The following is an 18,037-nucleotide window of genomic DNA, read 5'->3' on the forward strand; positions in this document are numbered from 1 at the left end:
CGCGGTCAGGCCAGGCTGATTTCAGGGTGGTGCCACCCCTGTAGGTCCCTCTGTGCCGTCCCTTCGACGGGAGGCCTGTGCTGGGCTAAGGGACAGTGAAGTCATCACGGGCGCGTTGATCGCCGGAGCGGCGCTAGGGCTTAGCCGGCTGCCCGATTGTGTTCAACTTCACCGTGCTGTTCGGGCTGGATGGGATGAACAGACGCGAGAGTTCGCAGCTGCTCAACTTTGGGTGCCGATAAGTATCGGAAGCTCTGGGGCGGCTGTATGGCGAGGGTTGATCGGATCTCCTCAAGCGACACTGGTGTCGGGTAGGTCGCCTGGCTTTCAATCTCAATAGCGAATCCATGGGACAGACCTGCAAGGTAGCTGCTGAATTCATCGAAGTTCAAGTGAAGGTCGCGATGGTAGTCCCGCCAGAGAAGCCAAGGCTCCGCGCGCAGTACCTCCTTCACAACAAACGAACCGGTCACAGCACGCTGAGGTGTGCTCGCGTACATGTGCACAATCGTGCCCGGCGCCCAAAGAGGAACTCGACGACGCAGCTCCACCTTTTTGACGCCGCTTAAGATGGCCGCCGCGAAAACGGGCTTAATTGCCAAAAGTACTTCAGCCATGGACCTCGCCTGCATCATCTCTTTGAGCGTCCAAAATATCGTGAAAGAAGCCAACTGGCACCGACCGGGTCGATTGAAAGTTTCCCACAACCCCGTGCCTTTCCTTGACGGGCTTAAGCTGCCGGCGCGGAAGGGGACGAGGTAACAGATGCGTGTCCTCAAAGCGAATTACCCGCACCGTGCTGCGTTTTCCAGCCGCCACTTGCAACTGCTTGAGTTTGTAAACACCCATATGGGAGAAGCGCTGATTCGCCTCAGCAGTGGGCAGGTCCAAGCATTCGATGATGCGAGAGTGCGCGAAAATCAATCGCTCAGCGACTGTCGCGTCGGCGCTGATATACCAGAGCGCCCTAACCGGTAGGGCTGAGACGAGTTTCGTGTTCGAGCTTGCGAAATATACGTGCTCCCGGCGCAACCCCAAAGACGGACTGCGATCCACGAGGTTCGCCGGATACCCGAAGAGTTCCATGGCGGCCTGGGGCCGAATGGGGAGCACAACGCACGGCGTTACGTCCTCCCGGATTAACAATGGCCATAGACGCCTCTCGACCTCAGCTACGGCGTCTGCCGTGCTGACGTTGACCTGCTCGCCGAGATCAGCACCGAGTTCGGCAGTATTGAAATAAGCGTCAATGGTTCGGGCTGAATAGACGTTCGACACCTCTTGGAACCCGTCATGGACGAGTGCCTCTTTGGTGACGCTCTGAAGGACTGGGTCATCAATTGCGATTTGTCCAACACTTTGCTGCAGAGCAAGGCTTCGCAGGCGTCGGGCAAGTTGGAACGCGACGGTTGAAGCGATGTGCCCTCGGGAAACACGGAACAGTGGTACCTGCAGGCATCCGTCAACCACTTGGGTTACCAGGATGCCGTATAACTTGCCGACGCCGTCCGTGAGAATTTGGGCGGAAAGCCCTTCAGCACCGGCGAGAGCTGCGCGCAACCTGGAGCGGAAGTCTTGGCCGCGTTCATGTCCGGTGAAGTTCAGGAAGGCGTCCTCAAGGGCTGCGTCGGATCGCGTCGTCGCGTTTTGGAACTCGAAGTCGACGGATTGAAGGAGCCTCGGTTCGTAGAGTGGACGTTCACCGGATTTGTCGAGTCGTATTACGAGTTCATGAGGCCGGACGATGGCCAGTCCAAAGTCTCTCTCGAGCCACTCTTGCGTAAGAGAAATGAGATTGCCGTCGTTCGTTACGAAGAAGTCGGCGTTGGCCCTGACGGCGTCCGCGAGATGAATGAAGTCGTCGCTGAGGCTTGCGTCTCTTGAGAACTCAGCAGTGGTGATGCGCGATGCGAGCTCGCCGGAAAGAATTTTGGATGCTGTCTGGTCGCTGCGGAGGCGGATGAGGTGCGCTGATCCACTCATCTGCTGCTTTCGTTCCAACGGGTCACTGAGCTTGTTGAGTTCTACGTCGAGGTGCGGTGACACCGCGAACGCTGCTGCTGCCTGGAGCCAGTCGCCGACGAGTGCGCGTGATTCAACTCGGTTTGGGCGCTTGACTGTCGGGGACGAATGAAGGTCGATAACTACGTTCGAGTCCAAGACGATGAGAGGGTTGCCTGACTCCGATATCAGTCCGTCGAACAGGTCCAGTTCACCGAGAGGTCGCCACCAAACTGTGAGGGTGGATCCATCGAGAGCTCGGCCAGGCTTATCCGACCTCGGCGACATGCCAAGGGACGTCCAGAACGCATCCATGTCATAGTCCCTGCGGCAATTGGCAAGGATTCCTGTCCGGCGAGGGTTCGATTCGATGACGTGCTCGACCATTCGGGCCGCAAGCCCGTCGCCGCGGCTGCCAGCAGTCACGCTGACGTGAACGAGTTTGATGTGGGACTTTGGGAGGTCATACAGGACATAGCCAACGACGATCCCATCCCGCGACGCCACGAGGAGACCATTGTGCGCGGCTCGGTCGGTGAAGGCGGCATTCGGTAGAAAACCGAGCGTTGCACTATTCTCCTTGGCCACCTCGAGAGTGCCAGACAGTAGACCTTCGGCGTCAGCCAATCCTGGCTGCCAATAAATGAAACGATCCCCCATGGCGATTGCCCTCCCCGGTCTCTGCAGGGTCAGCCTAGTCACGCTCGACGGACACCGATGACGACTCGGCCGTGTGCTGCTAACGATTCAGGGATGTCTCCATCTCCAGTGCGCCTTTGACCTCCGCGTACCTCGAAAAACCAGTGGTTACGGCAGCGATGACCGAGCCAAACGTAACTAGCGGCAGCAGAAAGCGCAGCGGGTCGAGGGAGTCTTTGCCATCAAGGTGGATCCCGACCATGGACGAAAAGACGCTCGCGGCGAATAGGAGGAGCCAGCCCCAGAGGACGCCACGAGCGACCTCCGTCGCCTTGGCATATTCGGCGGTTGCTGCTCCGCGAATTTGAAACGCCCAAACCGTGAGCACAACTGAAACGACCAATGCTGGGACAAAGACCATCACTGTCAGCGGGGATGAGCTCGCATCCGTGTGAAGTCCGGTCTCGAACAGGAGGAGGCCGTTGAATCCCACAGGCAGCAGAAATACTTCAGGGTGCTTGTTGCCCCCGGGATATAGATTCCCAAGACCCGAGCCGAGCGCGCAAACTGCCAGACCCAAGATAAGGAACCCGAGGGGTACCCAGTCATTCGTCCACTGACGGAACACGAGAAGGACGCCAAAACCAGTCGCCAGTGCCAGAGATGCCGCGACGAGAATCCACCCAAGCTTGGGGTTGGGGTGAGACACCGCCTTACGAATGAAGGTCAAGGGTTTCAGCTGGAGGCCGCCGCCTATGAACAGGCCTGCTGTGGTTGCGCCTGCCGCTCGAAGAAATGGGTCAATTCCTGGCAAGAACATGGAGCCGGAGAGGAGGAGCCCAGAGCTGATGAAAGCCAGCCCGACGACCTGAGGCCAATTGGTACGTTCGGGCCCGGCGAGCCGACCCCACGTAACCCGCGTTAGACGGTCCTGCCGTCAGGCGCTGACACGGACGAGGTGACCTCGGTTTCTTGCTGTCGGCCTCGAGGTGATGTCCAGGTAATCCGTGCGCCAAAGGTGACTCTCGTCACGACTGGGTACTCCCCGGGGACTTGCTGTCTCTGGGCCGCGGAATCCCAAGTTGAAGCCAAACGGGGAACGGGGAGAGCTAAGACGTCACCTCTGAGCATTTTGCGCCGTTGGCCTTCCACGCGCACATGGTCCGACGTGAGCTTTATGAGGACATCGTGCGCTCCGTCCGGTCCACCAATATCCGTTTGCGCCCATCGACTCGAGCGACTTCCTCGCGTCTGCGGAGTCGCGAATCTCTCAGCGACTCTGTGTAGAGATTGCCAAAGACGCCAACGGTCAAGGTGATAGCTGGAACCAACGCCATGCAGAGCTCGTTCGCACGCCCCAATTGCTAACATGCCTACCTTCTCGCCAATGGATACGCGGTTAATGCCACTCCGCTGGCAGCGACGGGGCACAGTCTTGAGAGGTTACCCAAGTTCTGGAGAAGGTCGGGCGTCTTTCACGAACTTGTGGTGGGCCTCACCGCTGCGTCGACGAGTTGACAACAGTTGTGGCACCTGTGACACTTGTGACATGCGTCACCGAAAATCTTGTTGATAATTCTTCAACCACGTTGCGCCGCCGAGGCTCTAGTCCTTAGCCCATATAAAACTAACTATCCAAAATTCACTTTCCGGAATGAGCATCCGACAATGACAACGGTCTCCGTATCCGACGTTTCCGCCGACCAGCTAAGAACTCTCGAAAGCACCCGAGATCAGCTTCCTTCCGGAACGCTAAAGAGTGCGCTCGATTCCATGGCCGCTGAATTGCGCAGAGGAGAAAATGTCCTCGTCCTCGCTGAGGGTTCTTCGGTCACGCCATCCGAAGCTGCCCGTTTTCTCGGGCTAAGTCGAACTCATCTATACAAAGTTCTCGATTCGGGCGCGCTTTCTTTTTTCGTCGTGGGGGTGCGAGATAAGAGGATTCTTGGTAGAGATCTAGTTGCCTATCAAAGCCGGATGTTCCACGCGCAAAGCCAGACGGCGCTGGCCTTCGCTGGGGGAAGTGCCTCCGAGGACGCCGCACTCGACGAGATGTCCTAGCTTTTTTGTGCTGGGGGTCTCGTAGGCTGGGCTAGTGAGCAGAGCCCGACGCGTTACCCTCCGATGTATATGTGACGACCTGAAGCAGGACTGGATTGATCCGGCCGACCTGAGGAATGCGGTGGAGCTCCGCCGAGTCGTTGCACGGCGAATAGCCGGCAAAGCCAAGGATTCCGAAATTGGAGACATGCTTCGGCGACTACCTCCAATATCGCGACTGAGGCATCCCATCATTCATGCGTTTGACGACCAGTTCTCTGGTGCGGATGACGCGAGCACGCTCCGCGAAGCCATCAGTGCGGTGTCCGACCGGGCATGGTGGAAGCAGACCTTTTCGTCCCGTTGGCGGGGAGCGGCAACTGTTTTGATTGAGGATGGGTCCCAAACCGTATGGTTTGGGGCTGCGGGATATCACAGAGCGGGTTCGCCTGAAGATTTCTACTCGTGGTTCGCAGATGAATGCGCTGGCAATTCCGATGCGTTTCTTCCCCAGGCTGAAGACCGGGCTTTGGAAGTGGTCGACTGCAAGGTTGCACAGCTCGACGCTTGGAAAATGCAACTTCACCTCTCCGTGCTTATTCTGCTGGCGAATGCCCTGGATACGTCCAATGCCGGTCCGTTGAAAATCCTCCGACCAGCAGCAGAGCTGGATGTCCTCATGGAACTGTCCATTTCCATCGAGACCCTCGAAGAGGCGGGCGAACAATTAACCGAGGCAATTCTGACGATTGCTCCCATGGAAAGAAAATACGCGCACCTGAATAGCGTTGCGACCCGGACGATTCTCGCGTCCGTGCAGCCTGAAACGCTTGAATGGACAGCGGCTCCCCTCGCCGGTGAGGCCATATCGTATCGAGTGCTTGTAGACCAGACGACGAGTGCACGTGCTCGCCAGACCAGGAGTGAGGGACGCCTGGCTGCGGGAGATCTTCCCGGTGTAGTGAGAATGGGGACCATCGCTCACTACACGCCGGTCACAGGACTAACCGAAGCGTCACTCGAGGGAAGCGCGGTGCGGGCGGTGTGTGGTCACTGGTTCGTGCCCATGCACGACCACGAGGCACTCCTCGTGTGTCTGACGTGCGCGAATGTACGCGATAGCCCTTCGGCCTAAATTATCCACAGGTGCTCCTGGCAGCAGGACCACGTGCCGCACGCGACGGCGCTGTCGGTGCTGCCGGATAGCCTCAGAAATATGACTCCACGGGATTCAACACAGGTCGACACGCGTGCCCACAGGCTGTTCTCTGTTCCCTGGACGGACGAGGTCAACAACTTCATCCCCGGCGCCGAACTCGGCCGGCTCGTTGCACGAGACGCACGCCTCCCGCTTCAAGTGGCCGTCACCGTGAAGAACCAGATCCCGGATTCACTAAAAGGCGTGGACTTTGTCACAGAGAAGTCTTCCGGGCGCCTCGGAAACCAGGCGCGCGTTGTAGTCCTGCTTCACCCCAGCCTCAAACTTCTTTCTCGAGCGCTTCCCAGCGATGGCGTCAGCAAGGTCGTTGTCGTCGAGTTCCCCACCGTGCCACTTCATGGCTGGGCCGCAGTGAACGGGGCGTTCAACGTGGCGACGCGCGAGGTGCAGGCTCCGCTCGGAGAGGCAGAGACCAAGCTCTACGAGCGAATCCTCTGGAACGGCAACAACGGGTGGGCCGACGCAGCCGGCAAGCGCGATGCGCTCCACGACCTTCGTGAGCTCCGGGCGGTAGGCAGACTCGACAAGGACCGGCTCATTGGATTCATGGTGAGCCGCAAGGGGTTTGAAGCCGTTGCCCGGCTGGGGAAGCTTGTTGACGGGGTGCTTGGGGCGTAGGGAGTCGGCGTGGGTAATGGGGGCACGAGCGAGAGCAAGGTCCATGACTTTGCGCGGCCCAGCACGGCACTGTACCGGCGGCATGGTTCGTCTCGGCGAGGGTGAACCAACCGAATTGTGCCAGGGAGAATCCTTTGAGGAGCCCAACGGGCGTTGGTTACATGTGCAGCGCGAATACCGCCACGACAGCCCCGATGAACGCAACTAAAGGCAGCACGAATTTCTGCTTGAGCCATGTAAGGTCCAAGCGAAAGCTCGTTACTGCGCTCAACGACTCGACCGCCTTCCTTCCCAGCTGTCGCAAATTTTGAGACAGCTGGGATATCGACCAGCTCCTCACTGTGGGCGTTCGCGACATGCTTTCCAATCGTCTTCACGTCCCCACGGCAGGCCCGGAGGCCCCTTTCGTGAAGCGGCTCTGTGTCCGAATTGTCCCCCAGTTCAGGGGCCACACTCGTTCCGCATCTGACACCGAAATGCCTTTTGAACAGCTTTTTATTTCCTTCCCGACTAACATAAGTATTTGTCATATTCACAGGTGATGGTCAGGCCCTTCACAGGATATTGCAAGGGTGGTTTACTCCCCTCAGGCAACGCACAGTGGCGTTGATGAGGACGCCATCGTGCGTTTGGGGGAGCCATGATCCGTGCTCGTCGTGTCGTGAACATTGCACTTGGACTGGTTCTTTCATCGATTCTCGTTGTCGGAGTCGTGCAGCCGTCCAGCGCTTCCGCGCTCAGCGTGAAGGCCGCGGCGAAGGCCGTTTCGACGCCGGAACCCCTCCTCCCCGACGGTTCGGCCACTCCGAAAGCTCCTCCGGCCGAGGCGCCCCAAGTCGGCGACTTCTCAAATCCCCCGGCGGATAGTACGTATATCGCTCCCGTGCCAGCCCCGGCTCCGGCTGAGAAACTCAAGGCCGCTGACTTCAAGGGCTTTGACAAGTCAACGGCGAAGGTCTTGTCTGAAAGTGGTTTCGAACGGACCTATCAGGGTCCTGGCGACTCGAAGATGACCGAATTCTCGGACGTGCCTTTGAACGTCAAGGTCGACGGGGCGTGGAAGCCGGTTCTGACGGATTTGTCCGGGCGTGGGCCGTTCGCCTTTCTGGGCAAGGGTGGCGCCGAAGTGTCCCAGAATCCTCTGGCTCCGGTCTTCGCCGAACGCTCCGACGAGTCTTCGCTGCTGAGCGTGACGAACAACGGGCGGAAGGTCTCGTTCGCACTTGTGGACGCCGCGAGTGGATCGATGCAGCGTGATCAGTCCCCGTCGTCCAAAGAGAAGGACAAGGCTGTATACCCGGGCGTGTTCCCGAACACGGACCTCATTTACCAGGTGCGGCCGTCGGGCGTCAAGGAGCTGTTCAAGCTCTCCAAGAGTCCTGGGACGTCGGGACGCGTCTCGTGGGGATGGCGGATCGATACCGGCGGGCTGCGGCTGCTCGTCGACCCGAAGAATGGCGATATCCTCTTCAACGACGAAGCCGGTGTCACGCAGCTGGTGATTCCGCGGCCGATTGCCTGGGACTCGGCCGGAACCAAAGGCGACCGCGCCAACACCCAGGGTGACGTCGCTGTCGCGGTGCGTCAGGACGGCGACGCGTGGCGACTGGACCTCTCCGTCGACAGGAGTTGGCTCAACGACAAGGAGCGGGTGTATCCCGTGATGGTCGATCCCGATCTCTACCAAGGCGCATCCGAGTCGCATTCCTACAAGACGAACGGGCAGTACAACCACAACTACGGCATCCAGGTCGGAAACACGAACACGAACGGGACCTGGCGGACGATGGCCCTGTACGACTGGGGGTCCATCGCCGGCAAGCAGGTTTTGGGCGCGCAGATTGGCCTGGGCGGGCAGTCCTCAGACAGCACCACGACCTCGCGCACCGGCGGGCTCTACGTCTCGAACAACTTCATGTACGACAACTTGGGCTCATACCTGGGGGCGGTGAACTACACCAACGGCGGCGGCAACATACAGAACGACACCTTCACGCAAAACATGGCCTCCTGGACTGCCGGTGGGACCACCGCAATGTGGCTGACCTTCACCGGCGAAGAAACGAATGCTTTCACGTACAAGCAGTACAACACCAACCAGATATATGTCTGGTGGAAGGAGTTCCCGACCCCGGGAACCTTGGTGGCGCCCTCGCCAGGCAACGGAGCCACCAACATCAGTTTGACGCCGACATTCAAACTGGGCGGGTATACGGCGGCGCAGGGCACAACGCTTTCGTTCGGGTTCAAGCTCAGTGAGAACCCCAACCCGGACGTGTCGCCGATCTGGTCGACCGGCTACCAAGGGTCGGACACCCTCCAAGTTCCCGCGGTGCTCTTGCTACCCGGGCACACGTACTACTGGAAGGGGTACGTCACCGACGACTATTCTGGTGCGTGGGGCGTGTCCTCGGAACGCGGGTCAGCGACCTGGAGCTTCACGGTCAATACACCGCCGCTGGCGGACAAGAACACCGCCCTGCCATCCGACAAGAGCGTTGTGGTGTCTACGGAGCCCACGCTGACAGTTTCACCTGTAGTGAATCCGGAGAATCGGCCCATCCAGTATTGGTTCCGTGTCGCCACCGGAGCGGACTCGAGGATGGGAGGCGTTTTGAATTCCGGGTGGGTGAACTCGCCGAGTTGGACCGTGCCGACCGGGTCGTTGCAGGACGGAACCGCATATTCGTGGACCGTGCTGACCCATGATCAGTACACCGAATCCGGCACCCCCTGGGTGTCGTCCTTCACCGTGAACAAGCGGCTTGGGGCGGGCGGGCCCTCCCCGTCAGATTCAGCCGGCCCGGTGAGCGTGAATCTGGCTTCCGGGAACGCATCGCTCAGCTTCCCGTCTCCGACTGTCTCGACGGCGGGAGGCGCGATGGGGGTGATGTTCAACTACAACTCGCAGTCGGCGTCGAACCTCGGGTTGACCGGTGAGTACTTTGATGGGGCTCCGCCCGTCGGCCAGGCGCAAACCTGGGACATTTCTGTGGCGAAACGCCTGTTGGTGCGCTCTGACCCGCAGGTGAACTTCAACTGGGGCACGGGTTCTCCCGGCGACGGGATCCCCGCGGACGTGTTCATGGCAAAATGGACCGGCTTCGTGACACCGCCGGTTGACCCGGCGAGTGCCGGTAACCCGCACCCGAGTGCCCTGTACACGTTCGGGGTGAAACGGGACGACGGCGCCCGCCTCTTCATCGCGGGGACGACGGTCGTCGACCAGTGGACCAACACCTCGCCCGCGGACGTGCAGTGGGGCACCGCCCTGTCCTTTGATGGCACAGCGGCCCCGCTACGGCTGGACTACTTCGAGAACGCTGGTGCCGCCCGGATCGAACTCTGGGCCCAGAACGCTAAGGGCGACCAGTTCCTCGTTCCGGCATCCTGGTTGACCAAGCAGTCGCAGATTCTTCCCGACGGTTGGGCGACCTCGACCGTTCTCGCCGGAGATCAAGGCACGTACACGCGCGCCCGGGTTGAGGAGGGCTCGATCACCGTGACCGACGCCGCCGGCAGTACGCATTCCTACAAGCGCAACCCCGCCGGTGGATACTCGCCGCCGCCTGGTGAAGCGGGCGTCATCGCGGTCGGTGCCGACAACAAAGTCACCCTCACCGATGGAAGCGGTGTGATGTATGTCTTCCGCACCGACGGTGCAATCGAACAAGCCCTGTCGCCCTTGGACGTGAACAAGCCTGTGGCGCCCGGGGTGGAGTATCGGGCCGACGGGCGCGTCAAGCGCACCTTCGACCGGCTCGCTGGTACGGGTCCCGCCCGGGACATCTGGTACTTCTACAGCGGAGACCTCACCAGCGGGCCGTTGACCGGCGCCGACTCGGACGCCTCCAACACCGCCTGTCCCACTGTGGCCGGAGCCACGGCGCCCCCCGCCGGGATGCTTTGCCGGATCGTCTACCCCGGCCACAAACCCGGAGACCCCGATACCACCCGGCTGTTTTATAACGCGGCGGGCGAGCTCATCGGAATCGTGGACCCGGGCGCTGAGGAAACATCCTTCAGCTACGACACCTTGCGGCGGGTCACTGGCGTCCGCGACCCCCTCCAGACGGACTGGGCGCGGGTCCCTGGACGGACCGCATCGGATCAGAACCGCACCACCATCGCCTACGACGCCGGTGGACGTGCGGCCAAGGTGACAGCTGCCGCGCCGGACGGGGTCACCGCGACCGCGCAACCCTGGCATCAGTATACGAACAACCCGGCCACCCGTACGGCGACGGTCGACGTGGCAGGTCAGGGAACCTGGGGCACTCTTCCGAACGGACATGCCCGCACCGTCACCTACGACGACGCCTGGCGGACCCTGACCGACACCTCACCGGCCGGCCTCACGAGCACCGCGAAGTGGAACAGCAAGGACCAGATCCTCTCGACCACGGATCCGGTCGGCGTCACGTCCACGACTCTGTACGACAGCTTGAACCGTCCCACGGACACGTACGGGCCAGCGCCCGCGACCTGTTTTGGCAGCGACTTCAAGCCGGTGGCAGGCTGTGCCATCACCCCCGGTCACTCGGCGACCAAGTACGACGAGGGCATGAACGGACTCTCGGCCGCCTGGTACGACAACGCCACGCTCACTGGCATGCCGAAAGCCCTGACGCTGGGGATCTCGACGGTGACCGACGGCATGATCGACAAAGACTGGGCAGGCCTCCCACCCGTCACGGGCATCCCGGCCACCAACTGGTCGGTGCAGCTCACCGGCACCATCACGTTCCCCACAGCCGGCCAGTACTCGTTGGAAACGTACTCCGATGACGGCACGAAAGTCTTCATTGACGACAACCTCATCATCGACTTCTGGCACCCGTCAAGCTGGTTGCCCTCCGCGCCGGGAACCTTCACCGCGACCACGCCCGGACAGACCGTGCGCATCCGCGTGCAGTACTTCCAACTCACCTCAGCATCCGCGCTGAGCCTGATTTGGCAGAAGCCCGGTGACACCGCCTACGTCAAAGTTCCCGGCACCGCGCTGAAGCCCGCGTACAACCTGACCACGGGCACGAGCACTGACGACTCCGTCGGTACCGGCGCCCCGGCGGGCGTCACGAACCAGAACGTGCCCGCGCTCACGACGGCCACGGAATACGCGACACCCTGGCTCGGACTTGCGACTGCGTCAACCCTTGACCCGGCCGGCCTGAAACTTCGCACCACCACCGGCTTCGACAGCAATCTTCGCCGCACGTCACGAATGCTGCCCGCCGGGGTAGACGCCGGCGCCAGCGTGAGCGCCGCCGGAACCCAATCCGTGTACTACTCCGACGATGAAACCGTGGGTGCAGCCTGGTCGACCACAAGCCCGGTCTGCGGAGTGGACGCGGGCGCACGCCAGTACGGGGCCCTGAAACAGACCATTCAGCCTCCCGCCAGCGACGGATCCCGGGTGACCACCCAGTTCGTCTCTGACCTGTTCGGGCGCACCGTGGGAACCAAACGCACCGGCGACAGCGCGTGGACGTGTACCGCCTATGACGCCCGGGGCCGCCCCGTCACGACTGTGTTCCCGGACTACAACGGTGTCGCAGGGCGCACAGTGACCCGCAACTACGCCGCGGCTAACGGTGTTCTTCCGGCCGACCCGCTGACCAGCACGATCACCGACCCCGCCGGGACGTCAACCACAACCACGGACTTGCTCGGACGTGTTGTGCAATCCACCGACGTGTGGGGAGTTGTGACCACCGCCACGTACAACCTCCTCGGGCAGAGCACCACATCCCAGTTCACCGTGCCCGGTCAGGCCCCGTCGACGACGGTGCTAACTTTCAACATCAGCGGTCAGGCCGAAACGGTCACCGTCGACGGGACATTGCTCGCCGACCCCGCCTACGACACGTATGGGAGATTGAGCACGGCCGCCTACTCCAACGGGTCCAGCCTGTCCGCCATCGAGCGCGCAGCGACCGGGGCCCTCACGGGTCAGACGTGGGCATTTGCCGCACAAACCAGCTACACCGACCAGGTCAACCGCTCCCAATCCGGAAGGATCGTCGCGAACACCGTCACCGACGGGACCACTGTCAGCTCGACCTACGCATTCGACGCTGCCGGAAGACTGATCACGGCCACCCTCCCCGGCCACACACTGACCTACCAATACGCCAACACCGGGTCCTGCGGCCTCAATACGGGAGCGGGCAGAAACGGCAACCGGACGGCCAGCTCCGACCAAAGCACGGCCGGAACACGAACCACCACCTACTGCTACGACCAGGCCGACCGGCTGACGTCCAGCGGTGTCGTGGGGCCCACCGCGACCGTCTACCCCGTCGGCGCCGGTGTGCCACCGTCTGGCATCGGCTACGACTCCCACGGCAACACCACCAAACTGGCCGACCAGACACTGGCCTACGACATCGCAGACCGGCACGTCCGCACCACCCTCACCGATGGCACGGTCCTCGCTTACATCCGGGACGCGGGCGGACAGATCATCCAACGCACCGAAACACCCCCCACCGGCCCCGCAACCACGATACGTTTCGCCGCCACAGCCAACGGAGCGAGCATCATCCTGGGCGGTACGGGCATTCCAGTGCAGACCACACGCTCACTGCCCGGTGGCGCGAGCGTGGCCGCCCGCCCGGACGGAACCCAGGTGTGGTCCTACCCCAACATCCACGGGGATGTCGCGGTCACTGCCGACGAAACCGGGACCAGGACCGCAACGTACCGTTATGACCCGTTCGGGCAATCAATCGACCCACTCACGGGGCTGATCGGCACCACTGCCGCCGACGACACGTTCCCCGACAACCTCCCGGGAGTCAACGCCGCCCTGGGCTGGGTCGGAGGCGCCGGCAAACTCACCGAGCACGCCGGAACCATCGCCACCATCGAAATGGGCGCACGACAGTATGTCGCCGCCCTGGGACGCTTCCTCTCCGTCGACCCGGTCGAGGGTGGGGGTGCCAATGACTACTCATACCCGCTTGACCCGATCAACGGATTTGATCTGACGGGCAACGCGGAAGTGTGTGGAAGCTGGAACGCTTATTGCTCGCCCTACGCACGTACGACCTCGGAGGAGTGGGAGCGAGAGGCGAATTTGACCATCGCCTCCCTATTTATTCCGGGCGCTGGAGCCTTCAAGGTTGGGAGCGTGCTTCTGAAAGCGACCGCCTATCTGAAGGGAACAGAGGGCGCGGTTGAAGCTGTTTCGGCTTCGCGCCCGGTCGCCGCCATCGCAGGCCGCTTGTACACACGTTCGTGGCAGAAATCAGCCGTTGCTGACTTTGCGAGAAACGGTGCTAGATACATTCAAAACGGCACGCGCGGGTACCGCGGTGCGGCATCGAAAGGTAGATTTGGCGTCTCTTCGGACATTTCTAGGGGCATTAAGGGCCACCAAGGCTACCTCGTTTTCCACATCAATCACTAAGGTCGTCTTTATGTGGCTCGGAGAAGAATTTTGGAGAGAGCAAGGGCGCATCGCCCGACTGCATGGCGGTCCTTGGGCCGGTCGATACGCTTTCGTTTATCCTGAATTTGCGCATGACTTGTGGGTGATGGTCATCGACCCCCCGCCTACGCCAGGCGTACCGGGGGATTTTTACACAAACGGCAGTCAGTACCTGGAGACTTGCGCAGAAGAATGGCAATTCGAATGGATTGCTCTGGGACCCGCAGAGGAAGAGATTGAACGCCAGCATTTCGGTTGGCGCCCCTTGGGTCCCAAACCTGTGAAACCCGACCCTTTGGCACCGAGGGTTAAATGGTGGAGAAGGTTTCTTGCACGATTGTGAGAGCAAACCGCCACAGCCAATGGAGCGAGCATCATCCTGGGCGGCACGGGCGTCCCCGTGCAAACCACACGCTCACTGCCGGGTGGCGCGAGCGTGGCCGCCCGCACGGACGGAACCCAGGTGTGGTCCTACCCCAACATTCACGGGGATGTCGCGGTCACTGCCGACGAAAGCGGCACCAGGACCGCAGCGTACCGCTACGACCCGTTCGGGCAATCCATCGACACCCTCACGGGGCTGATCGGCACCACTGCCGCGGACGACACCTTCCCCGACAACCTCCCGGGAGTCAACGTCGCCCTGGGCTGGGTCGGAGGCGCCGGCAAACTCACCGAACACGCCGGAACCATCGCCACCATCGAAATGGGCGCACGACAGTACGTCGCCGCCCTCGGACGCTTCCTGAGTGTTGACCCGGTCGAGGGCGGCAACGCCAACGACTACGTGTGCCCAACGGACCCCATCAACAATTTCGACCTCACAGGGAATTTCGTCGAAGTTCTAGTTGCTATGGCAGTATTTGGCGGAGCTGATTTCTGGAATCCCGTGGGTTGGGTGGTCCTTGCCGCAGTCGTTGTTGTTGGAGCCGTCTACCTCGGCAGCCTTGCGGTTGAAAACGCACAACGCGCAAACGTCATGACAATGGGGCACAAGCCGAAGGCGCCGCGGGCAGCCGCAAATTCTAAAGGTCATGACACCACCAAGAATGGCAAGAGTGGTTCAGACAGGCATACAAAGCGCGACGGGCACGGCGGGGCGAAAAAATTCAACAACCCCAACAAACGAAAAGACCCAAAGTAGGAGGTGGCAAGCAGTGACGGATAACTCAGACAAAGATCTGGTGGAGCGTGGCAACGATGCCGCAGATCGCGGTGATCACACGGAGGCCATTCGGCTCTTCGAGCGCGCGGTCAAGGACGGTGAGAGTTGGGCCGCTCTCAATTTGGGCAACAGTTTCTTAGCCACGGGAGATGTACAACAGGCGATCCGCGCTTACGAGCGCGGTTGGCAAGCTGGTGACCGAGACAGCGGGCTGAGTCTCGCTCAGGTCCTTGAAGACCAGGGGGGTGTTGATCGGGCAATTGATATTTATCGCCACCTGGTCGAGCTGGGCGACCAGCGTGCACGAGTAAATTTGGCGTGGCATCTTCGCCAGCAGGGGGCGACCGACGAAGCTTCGGACCTACTCCGCGTCGTCATGCAACACGAAGGTGAAGCTGGCGATGCAGCTGCTGGAATGCTCGGAACATGGGAATTGAGTTTGGGACATGTTGATATCGCGGAGCCGCTGCTCCGTCGGGGTGCAAATTCCTACCCCACGGCTCGAGCTGATCTTGCCGAAGTGGTGCTTTCTCAGGGAGATTTGGACGGCGCCGAAGCGCTCTACTCTGCGGGAATTGAGGCGGGGGAACTGGACAGCATGATTCCGTATGCGAACCTCCTCGAACGTCGCGGCGAGATTGAGAAAGCCGAGAGCATCCTTCGCACCGCGTCTGAACTTGGAGACAGAAATGCGTCATACAACTTGTCCAGGCTTCTGAGGGACGCCGAGAAAGTAGATGAGGCCGACCGTTTTCTGCGGCTTGCGGCCGAGCGTGGCGATAGGTTTGCTCTGCGTGACATGGCGACGGACGAGACTACGAAGAAAAGTTGAGGAAACGCAGCGTGATTTACACTCGCGGCGCGTGTCTGACCAACGCCAGCTAGGACGTCGCTACGAATACGGGCAAGAGCGATAAATGACACACGACACACGCCCGGCACTATCGGTGGCATTAGCGTCGAGGAAAGACTGATCGTTCAATCAAATTGACCCGAAAGGGCAGGTTACGTGTGACTATCGTGGACGAAAATGATCATGACGACGATGACAATGAGCAGTGGACTCCGGCAGCGCTCGATGCGCTACAGACGGCCACGCGGCACTTGGTGGAGACGCTCTCACAACACAATGCGGCCCTAAACGAATCCATCGACAACGAGTCCTCAACGTTTCCCGACGGATGGTTTGAGGCCGTAGCGGCCGCGGGGCTGAAATATGCGGAAGCTCATTTTGAGCTGACCGGCACAAGCGGCCCGTTTGCCTTGTTCCACGAATTTGAGGACGAGGACGAGGACGACGACGAAGAGGAGGACGACATGGCCGCTGTCACGGACGACGGACAGATCATTAGCGTGCTTCAACGGTCGGACTACCGTGTAGTCCACGAGGCCAACGTGATCGCTGCTGGACGAGACGAACTCCTCGGTGCGCTGTGCGAAGAGAGCCGACGAACTCAGGCAGCATCGCGAGTCGAAAGTCTCGGAACCGCGCTCTATGAATTCGCCCACGTGCGCGGGTGGCATTCACTAACGGATATGTCCGGGTTGGACGCTATCGGATCAGTCATTCGCGTCATCGCGCAAGCATCAGAGTCGCCGAGCATTGTCGATGAATTTGAAGAGGAGCCGTTTATTGTTGCCGGCTCGTCGGTGTTCACCGAAGAGAACGTTTACTTTGACCGAGACTAGGTGAGTGTCAACCGCTGGGGAGAGCTCGAGCAGGGCAGAGGTGACGATGATGTCGAGTCGGGTCTGGACCGAAATCAGAGATGTTCTATGGGAATGGGATCCCATTACCGTTAGCGAGCATCGGGTCGAGGCAGCGAGTGAGTACGACGACCTTGCCTCTTCGCGCAACGGCTTTGTATACCTTCAGCAGCAAGCAAGTGTTAGTCAAGCGAATCTCGGCGTCGCGGCGGGCGTGGACGCTGGGCTGGCATTCAATACTTGGTCGCAACAGGCCGCCAATCTATCGGGCTTGCTGCAATGAACCAAATGCCGAACCGGCGGATCGGCACCACTGCCGCCGACGACACGTTCCCCGACATCCTCCCGGGAGTCGACGCTGCCCTGGGCTGGGTCGGAGGAGCCGGCAAACTCACCGAGCACGCTGGAACCATCGCCACCATCGAGATGGGCGCACGACAGTTCGTCCCAGCGCTCGGACGGTTCCTGAGTGTTGACCCGGTCGAAGGCGGAGTGAGCAACGCGTACGACTATCCGGCAGATCCGGTCTAGGCATGTGGCTAGGGGAAGAATTCTGGGGACTTCAAGGACGCGTTGCGCGGATCACCGCCGGTCCTTGGGCTGGCAGGTACGCCTACATTTATCCTGAGTTCGTCGACGACTGGTGGGTGATGGTCATAAGCCCGTCCCCGAGCCCTACGGCGCCCGGTGAAGTGTTCATCGATGACGGCAGCTATCTTGAGGACCGCGCTCGAGAATGGCAGTTTGAGTGGGTTCCCCTCGGGCCCGAGGAGGAAGCGTTGGAAAAGTTGCATTTCGGTCGGCGTCCGTTGTCCGCGGCCAGGCGAAACAAGCGCCGATGGAAGCGTCGGCAATGAATTTGGACGGCACCGACACATTCCACGGTGGTTGTTCGCCAACCTCAGCACTGGGATGGCGAATTAGTTCACGTTGAGCCGTCGAATTTCAAGGAAGCATCACTGGAGCTTTCGCGTGTCTCAGTTACGTTTGGCGCAACAGGCCTTGCCGTTCCGTGGCTCCTCCCGGTCGCGGAGCCGCTCGCGGTTGTGTCGGGACTCAGTGCCACTGGGCTCAACTGCGCTTCCTCAAATTGGGTCGGCCTCGATTGTGTTGCGGACACTATAAGCAACATTTCGGGCTCTCCTGACGTTACCGTGGGTGGTTTCCGAGCGCCTTAACGAGTGCACGCCGCTCTCCGTCTAGGTTTCTAACT

The 18,037-nt window shown here is 60.7% G+C and carries 12 protein-coding genes; 9 read left to right on the top strand and 3 right to left on the bottom strand.

Going from position 1 to position 18,037, the window contains the following annotated elements; all coding sequences use genetic code 11:
- Nucleotides 1-140: 140 nt before the first annotated feature.
- The 3 genes from QN345_RS02285 to QN345_RS02295 form a co-directional block, all read right to left on the bottom strand.
- Nucleotides 141-617 carry a hypothetical protein gene (locus tag QN345_RS02285; protein ID WP_322188990.1) on the bottom strand — a complete coding sequence of 159 codons (477 nt, stop codon included), beginning with the start codon at nucleotides 615-617 and terminating at the stop codon, nucleotides 141-143.
- Nucleotides 610-2,661 (bottom strand): GNAT family N-acetyltransferase, encoded by a 2,052-nt coding sequence (locus QN345_RS02290; protein WP_323508428.1) that lies wholly within the window; start codon nucleotides 2,659-2,661, stop codon nucleotides 610-612. Before QN345_RS02290 ends, QN345_RS02285 begins: the two co-directional genes overlap by 8 nt.
- Nucleotides 2,662-2,740: 79 nt before the next feature.
- The gene (locus QN345_RS02295; protein ID WP_322188986.1) at nucleotides 2,741-3,460 is read right to left on the bottom strand and encodes a hypothetical protein; all 720 of its coding nucleotides are present in this window, start codon (nucleotides 3,458-3,460) and stop codon (nucleotides 2,741-2,743) included.
- 848 nt (nucleotides 3,461-4,308) lie between these two features.
- Here QN345_RS02295 and QN345_RS02300 point away from each other — a divergent pair.
- The 9 genes from QN345_RS02300 (at nucleotide 4,309) to QN345_RS02340 (ending at nucleotide 17,355) form a co-directional block, all read left to right on the top strand.
- Nucleotides 4,309-4,701 carry a helix-turn-helix domain-containing protein gene (locus QN345_RS02300; RefSeq protein WP_322138492.1) on the top strand — a complete coding sequence of 131 codons (393 nt, stop codon included), beginning with the start codon at nucleotides 4,309-4,311 and terminating at the stop codon, nucleotides 4,699-4,701.
- Nucleotides 4,702-4,735: 34 nt separating this feature from the next.
- Complete coding sequence (locus QN345_RS02305) at nucleotides 4,736-5,815, top strand: DUF3039 domain-containing protein (protein WP_322138491.1); 1,080 nt, start codon at nucleotides 4,736-4,738, stop codon at nucleotides 5,813-5,815.
- 81 nt (nucleotides 5,816-5,896) lie between these two features.
- Nucleotides 5,897-6,517, top strand: coding sequence for a hypothetical protein (locus QN345_RS02310; protein ID WP_322188984.1), 621 nt, complete (start codon nucleotides 5,897-5,899; stop codon nucleotides 6,515-6,517).
- A 1,009-nt stretch (nucleotides 6,518-7,526) separates the two neighbouring features.
- On the top strand, nucleotides 7,527-13,931 hold the full coding sequence (locus tag QN345_RS02315) for a PA14 domain-containing protein (protein WP_323508429.1): 6,405 nt from the start codon (nucleotides 7,527-7,529) through the stop codon (nucleotides 13,929-13,931).
- A gap of 457 nt (nucleotides 13,932-14,388) precedes the next feature.
- Entirely contained in the window at nucleotides 14,389-15,096 is a 708-nt protein-coding gene (locus QN345_RS02320) for an RHS repeat-associated core domain-containing protein (protein WP_322188980.1), read from the top strand.
- A gap of 13 nt (nucleotides 15,097-15,109) precedes the next feature.
- Nucleotides 15,110-15,949 carry a tetratricopeptide repeat protein gene (locus QN345_RS02325; protein ID WP_322188978.1) on the top strand — a complete coding sequence of 280 codons (840 nt, stop codon included), beginning with the start codon at nucleotides 15,110-15,112 and terminating at the stop codon, nucleotides 15,947-15,949.
- Between the two features lie 188 nt (nucleotides 15,950-16,137).
- A complete protein-coding gene (locus tag QN345_RS02330) occupies nucleotides 16,138-16,806 on the top strand; it encodes a hypothetical protein (RefSeq protein WP_323508430.1) in 669 nt (222 codons plus the stop codon).
- A gap of 40 nt (nucleotides 16,807-16,846) precedes the next feature.
- Complete coding sequence (locus QN345_RS02335) at nucleotides 16,847-17,107, top strand: hypothetical protein (RefSeq protein WP_322188974.1); 261 nt, start codon at nucleotides 16,847-16,849, stop codon at nucleotides 17,105-17,107.
- Nucleotides 17,104-17,355, top strand: a complete 252-nt coding sequence (locus QN345_RS02340; protein WP_322188972.1) for a hypothetical protein — start codon at nucleotides 17,104-17,106, stop codon at nucleotides 17,353-17,355. Before QN345_RS02335 ends, QN345_RS02340 begins: the two co-directional genes overlap by 4 nt.
- Nucleotides 17,356-18,037: the final 682 nt, after the last annotated feature.

It is taken from the genome of Cryobacterium sp. 10I1, from assembly GCF_035019805.1.
Taxonomy (GTDB): Bacteria; Actinomycetota; Actinomycetes; order Actinomycetales; family Microbacteriaceae; genus Cryobacterium; species Cryobacterium glucosi.

What these genes read in the sequence shown, in the direction of transcription:
- QN345_RS02285 (WP_322188990.1), bottom strand. Translation starts at nt 617, where the DNA reads ATGGCTGAAGTACTTTTGGCAATTAAGCCCGTTTTCGCGGCGGCCATC.
- QN345_RS02290 (WP_323508428.1), bottom strand. Translation starts at nt 2,661, where the DNA reads ATGGGGGATCGTTTCATTTATTGGCAGCCAGGATTGGCTGACGCCGAA.
- QN345_RS02295 (WP_322188986.1), bottom strand. Translation starts at nt 3,460, where the DNA reads ATGTTCTTGCCAGGAATTGACCCATTTCTTCGAGCGGCAGGCGCAACC.
- QN345_RS02300 (WP_322138492.1), top strand. Translation starts at nt 4,309, where the DNA reads ATGACAACGGTCTCCGTATCCGACGTTTCCGCCGACCAGCTAAGAACT.
- QN345_RS02310 (WP_322188984.1), top strand. Translation starts at nt 5,897, where the DNA reads ATGACTCCACGGGATTCAACACAGGTCGACACGCGTGCCCACAGGCTG.
- QN345_RS02315 (WP_323508429.1), top strand. Translation starts at nt 7,527, where the DNA reads ATGACCGAATTCTCGGACGTGCCTTTGAACGTCAAGGTCGACGGGGCG.
- QN345_RS02340 (WP_322188972.1), top strand. Translation starts at nt 17,104, where the DNA reads ATGAACCAAATGCCGAACCGGCGGATCGGCACCACTGCCGCCGACGAC.